The 13301-nt window shown below is 41.3% G+C and carries 11 protein-coding genes; 7 read left to right on the plus strand and 4 right to left on the minus strand.

The features are described 5' to 3' along the window. Positions 1-68: 68 nt before the first annotated feature. The 4 genes from OQX61_RS07575 (at position 69) to OQX61_RS07590 (ending at position 7861) form a co-directional block, all read left to right on the plus strand. Positions 69-875, plus strand: coding sequence for a glutaminyl-peptide cyclotransferase (locus OQX61_RS07575; protein WP_265841045.1), 807 nt, complete (start codon positions 69-71; stop codon positions 873-875). A gap of 567 nt (positions 876-1442) precedes the next feature. Further along, positions 1443-4676 carry a TonB-dependent receptor gene (locus OQX61_RS07580; protein ID WP_265841046.1) on the plus strand — a complete coding sequence of 1078 codons (3234 nt, stop codon included), beginning with the start codon at positions 1443-1445 and terminating at the stop codon, positions 4674-4676. Positions 4677-4694: 18 nt separating this feature from the next. Then, the gene (locus OQX61_RS07585) at positions 4695-6404 is read left to right on the plus strand and encodes a RagB/SusD family nutrient uptake outer membrane protein (protein ID WP_265841047.1); all 1710 of its coding nucleotides are present in this window, start codon (positions 4695-4697) and stop codon (positions 6402-6404) included. A gap of 140 nt (positions 6405-6544) precedes the next feature. Next, positions 6545-7861, plus strand: a complete 1317-nt coding sequence (locus tag OQX61_RS07590; RefSeq protein ID WP_265841048.1) for an alpha/beta fold hydrolase — start codon at positions 6545-6547, stop codon at positions 7859-7861. Between the two features lie 14 nt (positions 7862-7875). Here OQX61_RS07590 and OQX61_RS07595 read toward each other — a convergent pair whose 3' ends face one another. From OQX61_RS07595 to OQX61_RS07610, 4 genes are read right to left on the minus strand one after another with little or no spacing between them, the layout of a single operon-like run. Further along, positions 7876-8235, minus strand: a complete 360-nt coding sequence (locus OQX61_RS07595; RefSeq protein WP_265841049.1) for a hypothetical protein — start codon at positions 8233-8235, stop codon at positions 7876-7878. Positions 8236-8237: 2 nt separating this feature from the next. Next, entirely contained in the window at positions 8238-9017 is a 780-nt protein-coding gene (locus OQX61_RS07600; protein WP_265841050.1) for a hypothetical protein, read from the minus strand. Then, positions 9014-10231, minus strand: coding sequence for a hypothetical protein (locus tag OQX61_RS07605; protein ID WP_265841051.1), 1218 nt, complete (start codon positions 10229-10231; stop codon positions 9014-9016). The genes OQX61_RS07600 and OQX61_RS07605 overlap by 4 nt, the downstream gene beginning before the upstream one ends. A gap of 38 nt (positions 10232-10269) precedes the next feature. Beyond that, on the minus strand, positions 10270-10932 hold the full coding sequence (locus tag OQX61_RS07610; RefSeq protein ID WP_265841052.1) for a hypothetical protein: 663 nt from the start codon (positions 10930-10932) through the stop codon (positions 10270-10272). Between the two features lie 144 nt (positions 10933-11076). Between OQX61_RS07610 and OQX61_RS07615 the strand changes: the two genes are divergently transcribed. From OQX61_RS07615 to OQX61_RS07625, 3 genes are all read left to right on the plus strand, one after another. Continuing rightward, on the plus strand, positions 11077-11298 hold the full coding sequence (locus tag OQX61_RS07615; protein WP_265841053.1) for a helix-turn-helix transcriptional regulator: 222 nt from the start codon (positions 11077-11079) through the stop codon (positions 11296-11298). Between the two features lie 16 nt (positions 11299-11314). Then, positions 11315-12499 (plus strand): PAS domain S-box protein, encoded by a 1185-nt coding sequence (locus OQX61_RS07620; RefSeq protein ID WP_265841054.1) that lies wholly within the window; start codon positions 11315-11317, stop codon positions 12497-12499. Between the two features lie 108 nt (positions 12500-12607). Further along, the gene (locus tag OQX61_RS07625) at positions 12608-12970 is read left to right on the plus strand and encodes a response regulator (RefSeq protein ID WP_265841055.1); all 363 of its coding nucleotides are present in this window, start codon (positions 12608-12610) and stop codon (positions 12968-12970) included. The last annotated feature ends 331 nt before the right edge of the window (positions 12971-13301 follow it).

The following is a 13301-nucleotide window of genomic DNA, read 5'->3' on the forward strand; positions in this document are numbered from 1 at the left end:
CTTTGAGTGATAAATTGTAATCCTGCTGCGAAAGCCTGTTCTGTTGAAATTATCTATATCTTTCTACTATGAAAAGAACACTTGCCTGTGGTTTATTATTGCTTGTGATGAGCGGCTGCCGGAGTAACCAGCAAGCTGAGGTCGTACAAAATGAAAGGGTGCCTGTCATCAGTCATTATGTGACCAATAATTTTCCACATGATACGTCCTTATTTACAGAGGGCTTCTTGTTTCATGGAGGTCGGTTAATGGAAAGCACCGGTGCTCCGCTTGAACTTCAAAATACCCGGTCTTTAATCGGCATACAAAACCTGAAAACAGGAAAGTTGGATGTTAAGATAGAGCTGGATAAGTCAAAATATTTCGGAGAAGGGATTGTCATCTTGAAAGACAGATTGTATCAGCTGACCTATAAGAATCAACTGGGTTTTATTTATGATGCCAAATCATTCAAAAAAATATCCGAGTTTCGCTATGCAAATTTAGAAGGCTGGGCCCTTACTACTGATGATAAAAGCTTAATTATGAGCGATGGGACTGATAATTTAACCTACATCAGCCCGAATAGTATGTCGCCGGTAAAGACGATTTCAGTGACGGAAAATGGACAGCCACTGGCGCGGCTCAATGAGCTGGAATTTATCCGGGGCTATATCTACGCAAATGTATACGGGACTAACTTTATCGTTAAAATTGATCCTTCCAATGGCGATGTAGTGGGTAAATTAGACCTGAGTAAAGTTTGTATGACTGAGAAAAACATAAATCCAGACGCTTTGGAAATGAATGGGATCGCTTACGATCAGATTGCCGATAAGGTTTACATCACTGGTAAACTATGGGCGCATATCTATGAAATTGACTTCAACAAATAGCGCTTTATGATATGAAAAAATATACGCTATCAGAAAAATGACCGCTATCTTTATTATAACAAGGAGGAGTCTAACAAAGGCATTCTTCCTGCTTCAACATTTGAAATTTGTAATTCTTTGACTGCGCTGGAAAGCGGATTTCGAATCTTCAGGAACGGAGATTACCTTTCAGATTCTTGAAAAGTTGAATGTTTTAAACAAAGAGAAATAAAATATTTTACTCCTCTAAATATCGGCGCACCAATACTTAATAACTCCGGTTATTTTGAAATAAAGAAAATGGTTTCAACTTAAAAAGAGAATAGATGATTGAAATTATGCCTGATTAGAATATTTATCGCGATGCCCTTCTTCTGGAAGGGTATTTTCATTTTAAAGTAAAAATTATGTAAAATAAATATCACTAAGTCCTTGTGTATTAATTACACTATCAGTATCTTGGATTATCAGCGTTTTTATGAACGTGGTAAAATGCTGAGTAAATAACCTTAATTTTTATTAAATCATAAAGCCTATGTAGTGTATTATTAACTAACCTGACTACTAACTATCCTAACCAAATATCTTATGCTTAAAAACAAACTAAATCTCAAAAGGAGGTCTCTCCTTTTGCTGGCTTGCCTGTTCCTTTCCTTTGGAGTCAGTGCGCAAGTCAAAGTCACAGGTAAGGTTACCAGCAGTGACGACAAGTTGCCTATTATAGGTGCTACAGTGAAAGTCAAGAACACGGCCCAGGGAACGTTGACAGATTCCAACGGAGCTTTTGCACTCCAGCTCAAACCTACAGATATCCTTTCCTTTTCCTTTGTAGGGTATATTACCAAAGAAATTCTTGTAGGTAATCAAACCAGTATTAATGTTGTATTAAATCCAGATGCCAGTAATTTAAACGAGATCGTAGTTACAGGTTATACCAGTCAGCGGAAAAAAGACCTGACAGGTGCAGTCTCCGTAGTTAATATTTCACAATTAAAAGAGCAACCCGCAGCAAGTGCCGTGGAAGCTTTACAAGGTAAAGCCCCAGGTGTTCAGATTGTGAATGACGGGGCTCCGGGCTCTACACCACAAATCCGTATCCGCGGGATAACTACTATCGGTAACAATGATCCATTATATGTGATCGATGGAGTACCTTATGAAGGAAAACTCAGCTGGTTAAACCAGAATGATATAGAATCCATGCAGGTGCTAAAAGATGCTTCTTCTGCTTCAATATATGGCTCAAGGGCAAATAATGGTGTTGTGATCATTACCACCAAAAAAGGGGTCGTTGGTCCGCCACGTATTACTTTTGACACTTATTATGGCCGTCAGGCACCTAGAAAGGGAACGTTCCCAAAAATGTTGAACCCAATGCAGTACGCAGAATATATGTTTGCGGCCTATAAAAATGCAGGATTGCCACCTGAAACAGGGACTAATTACGGTAACGGAGCAACACCTACACTTCCGGAATATCTGGTAGCAGGAGATAAATCCGGACAATTAGTAACACCAGCGGATGCCAATCCGGCTTTATATAATTACAGCAATGATCCGAAAACCTTTTATCAGATTACAAAAGCTAATCAGGAAGGAACCAATTGGTTTGACGAGATCACCAGAAATGCACCAATTCAAAATTACCAGTTAAGCGCAGCCGGTGGAGGAGAAAATGCCACTTACAGCTTCTCTGCAGGACACATTAACCAACAGGGTACAATTAAATACACTGGCTTTAAGCGTTACAATGTCCGTGCAAACACGAGCTTTGCAGCACTGGATAAAAAACTCCGTTTTGGGGAAAATATGCAGTATTCCTACTCTGAAGGTTTCGGTGTTGGGGTAAATCCTAATGTTTCCGGTGAGTATCAGGATGAAGGTAGTCCGCTTGGCTGGGCATATCGTATGAATACCATCATTCCTGTGTATGATATCAAGGGTAATTTTGCAGGTAGCCGCGGCAGTCAGCTGGGTAACTCTGAAAACCCGTTAGCTACTTTATTCCGTGCTAAAGACAACCTGAATAAAAGTAACTTCTTTTTCGGAAATCTTTTCGCTGAGTTGGACCTGGCTGAAGGCCTGACCGCTAAAACCAGTTTTGGTCTTCGCTATGAGAACTATAACGGTTTGAGCATGCGCTATCCCAATCTGGAATTCTCCGAGGGAAATAACTCCAATAACCTGAACGAATATCAAGGCTATAACAGCGAATGGACCTGGACAAATACATTAACCTATAACAAAGTATTTGCAGAAAAACACCGCCTGAATCTCCTGTTGGGTACAGAAGCGATCAGCTCCAGAAACCGACAGTTAAATGCCGGACGTAATGGATTCTTCTTACTGGGAGATATGGATTATTATTACCTGAATGGAGGTACTTCCAACATCAGCAATGCGAGTACCGGTTCTGTAGGTAGTTTGTTCTCCATCTTTGGACGTGCAGATTATTCCTTTAACGACCGCTACCTGGCCAGTGTAACCCTTCGTAGAGATGGATCTTCTAACTTCGGACCCGAGAATAAATATGGTTATTTCCCGGCAGGAAGTGTGGCATGGAGACTTTCTGAAGAGGGATTCCTTAAAGATCAGGTCAAATGGATTCAGGATTTAAAACTGAGAGTAGGTTATGGGGAAACCGGAAATCAACGGATTTCTTCTAATCAATACCTGAACAGGTACCAATCTTCATTAATTAACTCTGCTTATGGTATAGATGGTGGAAATGCAGTAACCACAGGGGTATGGCAAAATGCTTATGCAAATCCTGGTATCAAATGGGAGTCTTTAAGCTCGATAAATGTCGGTATGGACTTTACCTTGTTTAATTCCACAATTGATGGTTCCGTAGATTGGTACAATAAGAAAACCAGTGATATGCTCTTTACCGTGCCATTGCCTGTTACAGGAGTTGGTATGGGTAGCTCTCCATTTGTGAATGCAGGGGATATGAGCAACAAAGGAATCGAGTTGAATGTGGCTTATCATTATGGAAAAGTCGATAATAAACCATTTAAATTTGATGTGGGTGTGAATTTCTCGAAGAATACCAATAAAATTGAAAAACTGGCGCCAGGTATTACGGAGCAGTTATATGGTTCATTCAGAAGTTTGCAAACCAGTATTCTTAGAGAAGGTCAGCCATTTGGCTCTTTCTATGGCTACGATGTAGTGGGTATTTATCAGAGTGCTGCTGAAGTGGCTCAAACTGCATCCTATACTGACGCCAGAGTTGGGGGATTGAAATTCAGGGATGTGAATGGTGACGGTGTGATTTCACCTTTAGACCGGACCATTATCGGGAACCCAAACCCGGATTTCCTATATGCACTGAGCTTCAATGCTTCTTATAAAAATTTCGATATCTCTATGTTCTTTAATGGCGTGCAGGGAATTGATTTGTATGAAGCCACCAGATATTTCACCGACTTCTCCACTTTTACCGGTGCAAAAAGCGTAAGAATGCTGGATGCCTGGAGTCCTACCAATACTGGTAGCATGATTCCATCACCAAACATCAAAGCCAGTGATTTTGAATACGCTTCGTCCAGTTATTACGTACAGGACGGTAGTTATTTACGTATGAAAAATCTTCAGATCGGCTATTCTTTGCCGGTTGATAAAGTATTCGGACCTAAATGGGGTGTAAACAAACTGAGAATTTATGCAAGTGCAACGAATCTGTTTACCATTACCAAGTACACAGGACTTGATCCGGAAGTGAGTCAGGAAACAGAAACCTATTCTGCACTAGGTGTAGATAGGGGGGTGTACCCAAGTCCACGTCAGTTTCTGTTAGGTTTAAGTGTAGGCTTTTAATGATTAAATAAGAAACGTATGAAAAAGATAAACTATATCATATTCGCAATGGCTGTGCTTATCGCAACAGGTTGCAGTAAGTCATTTTTAGATAAGAATCCCCAGGGGGAGTTGATTCTCCCTCAATTGACTACACAAGATGGTGTAGAAGGACTGTTGACAGGTGCGTATGCATTGTTAAATGGAAACGTGAACGGGACTTTCGGTAATTATGGGGCCGCACCAAGTCAGTGGTTATTAGGAGAGGTTACTTCTGATAATGCACACAAAGGAAGCGAGAACGGGGATCAGCCCAATATGAATTTATTGGAAAGACATTCGCCAACGAGTACCAATGATAATTTGGAAAATGTTTGGAATCGCTGCTTTGAAGGTGTCGCCCGCTGTAATAATACTTTAAAGCTATTGACATTGGTACAGGCTACGGAGAAAAAGTTTCCTGTGGCCAGGGCCAATGAAATTATTGCAGAGACCAGATTATTACGCGCACATTATAATTTCTTCCTGGTGAGGATCTTTAAAAATGTGCCTTTGATCACAGAAACAACCACAGATCTGGCAGTAGACAATATGAAGGATATTTATCCTGCTATTGTAGAGGACATGAAATTTGCTGTGGCCAACCTTACCCCGGAATTTCCTAAAGGACAGAAAGGGCGTATGAATCAAATTGCTGCAAAAGCTTATTTAGGGAAAGTGTACTTGTATCAAAAGAAATATCTTGATGCTTTGCCTTTGTTTAATGATGTGATTGCTGCGAGACCAGGCATTGAAACCCTCCCTTACACCAATAATTTTAATGTCAATACAGAAAACGGACCGGAAGCGATATTTTCTGTGCAACATTCTGTAGGTGCCGATGGTACGGGTGGCGATAACGGTAATGTGGGAGATATTCTTAATTTCCCATATAATAGTGGTTTGCCGATCACCTGCTGCGGTTTCTTCCAGCCTTCTATTGACCTGGCAAACGCATTTAAAGTGACTGCCGCTGGCTTACCTTACCTGGATGGTACGTATACCGTCGGAGCTTATGTTTCTGATCGTGGATTGACGAAGGAACAAAAAGCCACTTATGTGGTGGATACGGCTATTCCTTTTGATCCAAGGATTGATTATACCCTGGGCAGAAGAGGGGTTCCATATTTGGATTGGGGCAATATGGCGGGTGATACCTGGATTAGGGATGCTGCAAATGGCGGCCCTTTCCTTGCCATAAAGAACGTAATTAATGCAGTGGATGTTCCGGCTAATACCGGTCCCGGAAATACAAATGTGACGGGCTTAAATGTGAATATTATTCGTCTTGCGGATGTATATCTGATGGCCGCAGAATGTGAAGTAGAAGCCGGTAGCATACCTAATGCGATGGTATTAGTCAATAGGGTGAGGGCCAGGGCAGCATTATTGCCTAAAAAACAGGTAGCTGGCGGAAATGCAGCAGCCTATAATGTGGCTCCTTATCTTGTTTTTCCAGACCAGACCTATGCACGTAACGCAGTGCGTTTTGAACGTCGACTGGAACTGGCGCTGGAAGGTCACCGCTTTTATGATTTAGTGAGGTGGGGTATTGCGAAGCAAACTATGAATAATTATTTCGCTTTTGAAGGAGATTATTTTTCTTATCTAAAACCTGTAGTGATGGAAGATAAGGATGAGTATTTCCCGATTCCTCAAAGTCAGATAGATCGTAGTAAAGGTATATTGAAGCAAAATCCGGGTTATTAATCCCTGATTTTGTTTTTTAACCGGGTGTTCATGACGAATGAGCACCCGGTTTTTTTTGATTTAGAAATCCCGAAAAGGGAATCAAATAATGCTAACTTTGGTTTAGAACCAATTAAATAAAACACAATCCATACCACTACATGAAGAAAGTTATTTTATTATTTTTTGCCCTGCTGATCTCGGTTGCCGGGTTTTCACAAGGCATATTGTCGCTGTTTACACGTTCTGAAGAATTTTTGAAGACGATGGAGCAGGAGAAGTTTCCCGAAGCTCAGGGCTTTTTTGATATTAGTGTGCAGTCTAAAATCTCTGCGGAAAATCTGCAGACTATATGGAGCACGCTGACCACCAACTATGGCAAGTATGTAGGTATGGATGTGGTGCAAAGTAAATCCGAAGGTGAGTATTTCACCGTATCCGTCGATGCTGAATTTGAAAAAGGTACTCAGGGCTTTCTACTGGTTTTCAATAAAACGGAGAAGTTAGTCGGGCTATTCCCAAGACAATTAAAAAAGGTTATTCCTTATACAAGGCCTGCTTATGTGGACACAGCCGCTTATAAAGAAAAGGAAACCTATATTGAAACTCCCGGACATAGTCTGGTCGGTGTATTGACTACGCCTGCTACAGGTAGTAACTTCCCGCTTGTGGTGTTCTTACATGGTTCTGGTCCAAGCGATATGGACGAGACTGTAGGTCCTAATAAGCCTTTTAAAGACCTTGCGGGTGGTTTAGCCAGTAAAGGAATTGCCAGTATCCGTTATGTAAAAAGAACATTGGCTTATCCCGGTGAGTTTAACAAAAGCTTTACCGTAAAAGAAGAGATCATGGATGATGCACTTGCTGCAATTGCATTGGCCAAAACCATTCCTGGTGTGGACAAGAGTAAGGTCTTTTTATTCGGACACAGTATGGGGGGCATGGTGGCGCCAAGACTGGCGCAGATGGCACCAGACCTAAAAGGGATTGTGCTTGCCGCTGCACCTGCAAGGAAGTTAACAGATATCATTGAAGAACAAAATAAATATGCCGTTGAACAAGCTAAGGATACTACTGGTAACCTGCAAAAAGAACTGGCAGATGTATTGAAAGAAACTGCAAGAACCAGATTTACCACACTCGGTAAAATGAAGCCGGATTCGGTATTGTTAGGTCTACCAGCTTCGTACTGGGCAGATCTCAATCAATATGATCAGGTGGCAGCAGCAAAAAAACTGAGCAAGCAAAAGATTTTTGTAGTTCAGGGTGCTTTTGATTTTCAGGTGTCTCAACAGGATTTTGACCTTTGGAAAGCCGCATTAGGTAAGAAAGGCAATGTGACCCTAAAGTTGTACCCGGATTTAAACCACCTGTTCATCCCTCAAACAGAAAAAGGAAGCATGGCCCAGTATGGAATACCAGGTAGTGTTTCCCCAACATTGGTGGATGATTTAGCAAATTGGATTAAAGCGAAATAATAAAAAAGGGGGGATTATTTCCCCCTTTTTTCCATGATCTGCTTGTGCCAGTTTTTCATTACTTTCCGGCCGGCGGCCTCCGCTTTTGTCGCATTTTGATGGCCACCTTCCAGGTGCTGGAATACCACTTCCGCCATTTGATTCATAAAAGGTTCGTGCTGCGGCATGTCCACTTCATTATCCCTGCCATATTTACCAAGATAATACAGAAAAAATAGCGTTGCCCAGCGCTCATCACCGTCTGGCTGACTGTAATAAAAAGGGAAAGAAACCTGGTTAACAAATTCCTGAAGCAGGGCTTGTGGCTCTACTTTGAAGAGGTCGCACAGTACACTGAAGTCTTCCGTAGGCTTAATGGTTACATTCATTTTCATAGTTATGTATTTGGTTGTTTTTTGAGGTCATTTTGCTTTTTATGGGCATCAAGGAGCTGATAATAATATTGGTCATAGAGCTCCTCATATTTTTCAACCCGTTTTTCGTAGCTTCTGATGATAAACAACCAGAGGTGTAACTCCTGTATCCGGTCTATAAATTGCACCTGTAAATATCGATGGGCACTAATGCTGGGCTTCGCCTTATTTATATTTAATGACTTGTAAAAAAAGCCCATCGCCTGGTTTTCTACCACCCTTTTCAGTCCCAGGTTAGCATGGGTTTTAGGTAAGGATATTTGAGACATGAAGTGCTCCAGATATTCTTCCGGTGTGCAGTTGTGGAGTTCACATAAAAGACAAAAATCCATTTTAAGCTGTAATGTGATGCCTTCGTCCAGTATTAAGGTGGTGTCTCTGGTTATGGTCCGATCCATCATCTGATAGATCTTCTTCACAATAGGCACACACATTTTTCTTTTTTTTGTATGAGTTTGTGCGGGCGTGGTGGCAATCCTGATGACTTCCCTGATGTATTTTAAAATCGGCTCCCGCTGCTTTAAAAAGGAAGTACTGGTCTCTCTGCGTATGGAAATGGAATAGTTTAACAGCGTATTGGTCGCAGAGCGGTAGAGGTCGTCAGATTTCTGGCTCAATGAATCATAAAATGAAACATGATCTATGAAAAGTTGCAGGATTTCCGGAATGTGCAAATCATAGGTTGCACAGGCAATCTTAAATTCCAGAGGAATGGGGACGAGGGTTGGTGTTTTTATCTTCATGGTTTGTGTGGTTCTAGATCATCGAGTTTTTTTATTCCGGCAATTCCGGCCTCATAAAGGAAGTCTTTGCAAAGCTGATGGATAGCCAGCATTTCCTCGCATTTGATGTTCAGGCTGGAATCGTGTTTGTAGGGATGCTCACTTTTAAAGAGTAATAGATAGAGTGCATGGTTTTTGGGCTCGTCTCGCTGGACCTGTAAATAATGATCTGGCCAATGGCTGCGACATAAGTCGAGCAGGTCAGGTAGCAAGAGGTTTTCGGCTTCGTATCCGCCGGAGTATAAACCGATGATCGCCATACATACCTGTGAAATACATTGCGCAAAAAGTGTCGTACTGATCTCTTTTTGCTTTGCCTGAAGCAGACTTTCTCCTGCTGTTATTAGAGCTTTTGCCCGGTTCATCCGGGTATAGTAATTCGCTTTGGCGAAGGTAAAGCCCTCTACCGGAATGGTCATGATTTTCGTGGTAGTATAGGTATTCGAGATTCCAATCAGGTCTTCCGCAAGGGTGATGCTGCTTTCTATTAAGTACTGGATGCGGTTGAAGAAGAGGAGGAGCCGGGTCTCATCAATTGAAAAGTTGGTTTCATACCTTACCGAAGAGTAGGAGAGGTTTAATAGTTGGAGCAGGTCATTTTCCTCCTCCTGCTGGTCATCAAAAGCGATGGGCATATGAGGAATGGCATTGCTCAGCCAGTTCTGATGCATGTGGAGCAGGTGACTGCGGCGCTCTTTACCCAGTAAGCTCCTGCCAATGGTTCTATAAGTGATTTCTGCGGCTTGATGGAGCATAAATGTGCTGAGCCCACGCTCCCCACTCTGATGGTAAAAACTCGCCCCGCGTATAAAAGAATTGACTTTTTCTATGCCTGATCTGAACCGGACAATCGCCTTTGCCCTCATTTCTGTTTTTAAATCCGATAAAGGCAAAAGAATGGACGAATGAAGGTCACTGTAAATGAGGTTGGAAGGGCTACAGACAGATAAAAGGAAGAGGTTGCCATTGTTGATTTCCCAAAGAAGTTCTTCGGTCCGGTAGATCGTAAATAGCAACCCTTTATGTCCTTCCAGCTGGCGGTACCCTTTGATCATGTTTTCTTCTATTTCGATTTCTGTTTCGTTATTCACAATAACGGTCGCATAATGAGTTTCTCTGCCGTTTATGCTGACCGTATATAAATAAATCTTATCCGTGTTGATGTTGTTGATCATACTTTGAACAGCGGAAATTCTTTGACCCAGCGCTAACATCACTCAAATACTTTTTCATACATGCAACCATTGTCTTTGGACTTGATCCTTTTCAGCTTCGGGAAGTCCTTCTTCTTTGTTAAGGTCTTTAATGCGGTTTGCAGGTGTCTTGGCGCTACATTATCTGATAAGGTATTGCGGCATTTCTGATAGATCTGGAGAGGGGATTGCGGTGTGTAAAACATCCGGCCTTCAAAAAGTACGTTGAGCATGGCAGTAACCTCTGCTTCATTTTCCAGTTCTGCGGTTTTAAGGTTGCTATTGGCCATATTGGTTTCTATCAGGTGGAAGATTTGAGTCTCCGTGCCATCTTCTTCATACCGGATCATTTTGAGCGATGTTTTGATGGGATCACTGTCTTTGATAAGCTGGTAGCTACCCATCGTTTTCAGGTGTTCGAAGTTTGAAATTACACCGCTCAGCGATTTTTCTTCCACCGCATGGCGAAAACAGTGCATGTCTTCAAAAGAAAAACCAATGCTGATCAACTCTTCTTTTTGTTTCATATAATCATTGGTGTATCCCATCAGAAAAGAAACTTCTGAAGTGCTGTAGCCTTTGGCTATTCTTTTCAGCATAAAACTATATAGCATGCCTACATTTACTGAGGAAAGGATGGCCTTAGAAACGATGGGGATCGGGGTGTTGTGGTTCTTTTTCATACAAAAGACTTGTTAACTATATAATATGTATAGATTATCAATACAAACGTATGTATAATCCGGCTAATTAACCAATTAGTGTATAGATTATCTTTCTCATTTATATATTTATCTATACTTATTTTAAGAAAAACCATATTTAACATGACTAAATTAGGATATTATTTAGCTAAAAGATCTGTGAATAAGTCGCAGGTAGCTAAACGAACGGGTTTAACAAAAGCAAGGATGAATGAGCTTACCCTGACGGAAACTTCAAAACTCAGGGCAGAGGAATTGTATCTTATTGCACTGGCAATCAATGTGAATCCCTGCGAAATGCTGGGCGATATTTGTGAAGGTTTAACACTGCTATCGGAAAGTTAAACTACCTTTAATCAGTATGCGTAGAAAAACAGCTTTCATCACCCTCATGTATATTGCGTTAGGCGCATTATGGTTAAATTTGGGTAGCAGAGGCATTACACATCTGAACGAGCAAACACCGGAAAGGGATATGCGTTTTTTATACGATTATAAGAACCTCATCTTTCTGGTCATTTCAGGGCTCATCCTGTTTTTGCTGATAGAAATGTATCGAAGGAGTATTTCTGCTGTAGAAAACAGTTATAAACAACTTTTCGAAGGTTCTATTGCCATGATCTATGTGTTCGACCGCAGCAACTTTCGTTTGCTGGAGGTCAATGAACGGATGGTGGAGAACTATGGCTATACCAGGCAGGAGTTGTTAACCATGTCTGTTATGGACCTCAGGCCGGTAGAAGAGCAGCCAAAACTGGAAAACTACCTCAACACGATACATATAGAAGGCCGTGCAACAGAAGTATGGTACCACAAAAGGAAAAACGGAGAAGTTTTTCATGTGCTGATTTCTCACCATAAAACAGAATACAAGGGGAAAATGGCCTATACGGTGATTGCAATCGATATTGAGATCTATGTGAAAGCTGAGGAAAAGATCAAAGAATTATTGCAGGTTTATGAAACCGTAACCCGTGTCACGAATGATGTGATCTGGGAGTATAGCCCGGCAACAGATGAATTAAAATGGCAAAATGGCTTTTCGGAAATCTATGGCTATACTGCGGCTTTGCGGGAAAATACTAAAGAATGGATCCTGAGTAAGGTCCATCCGGAAGATCAGGCCTTTGTGGCAAAGAGCATGGCCGACAGCCTGGAACAGTTGAGTAATTTCTGGCGTTGTGAATATCGCCTGCAATGTGCCGATGCCACCTATAAATATGTTTCCAACCAGGCGTTTATCCTGCTGGATGCGCAAGGGCAGGCAGAAAAGATGGTAGGTGCATTGCGGGATATTACCGTTCGCAAGGATTATGAACATCGCTTGTTGCAGAAAAATGAGATCCTTAAAAAGATTGCCTGGGAAAACTCCCATAAACTCCGTAAGCCTGTGAGCAATATCATCGGGATCGTTAACCTCATGAAGATTGAAACGAAAGCTGCCGATCCTGCGTTAATGGAGATGTTGGAGCGTTCCGCCCTGGAACTCGATGAAATGATCAGCAGAATCAATGAAAGTACCAGCAGCATCGGAGAAAAAGACTAGCGTTTTCTTAATTTCTATAAGTTTTATGCTATCATTATTGCGGGTTTATAATATGTGGCAAAATTGTTGCTAGTAATTGACCGAAGTTCAATTTAAAAACAATTTAATATGATCAAAAGAATACATGTGCTTGAAGATGATGAAGATATCAGGTATATCATTGGCGTTCTGCTTAAAGATGAAGGATATGAATTGCAACTATCGTCTACTTTTTCAGAGCTAAAAGGGAAACTGAAAGATTCAGTGCCCGATTTATTCATTTTGGATGTTATGTTGCCTGATGGTGATGGTGCGGAAATCTGTAAAGATTTAAAAACAGATATGTTTACCAAACACATTCCTATTATTGTGATGTCTGCAAATGACCAGAATAAAGATTTAAGTATCGCTGCGGGAGCGGATGATTACGTGAGCAAGCCCTTTGATATTGACTATATAGTGAAAAGAATTAAAAAGTTACTGGTGAATTAAGACCATAAACACTACATGAAAAAACGGCCTCCGATAGTTAATAGCTATTGGAGGCCGTTTTTTTTAGGCCCTGAAATCTGGCAGGGCTATAAAATAGAAACAGGGATAAACCTTGGAGAGGTATCCCTGTTAATTGATGGTTGGCCCACCACAGACCAACCTAAACCAAACAAACTACGACTATAACGGATATAATTACTGGAAAGTTTCCCGTATTTCAAATTAAACATTTCTATGACAATCCATGGTTGTTATCTTAAGGAGCCCGGTAAATTAACGAGGTGTCTGACCCGCGCATGTGCGGAATTGAGATACTACCCGTTAATGGGGA

It is taken from the genome of Pedobacter sp. PLR (assembly GCF_026239675.1).
Lineage (GTDB): Bacteria > Bacteroidota > Bacteroidia > Sphingobacteriales > Sphingobacteriaceae > Pedobacter.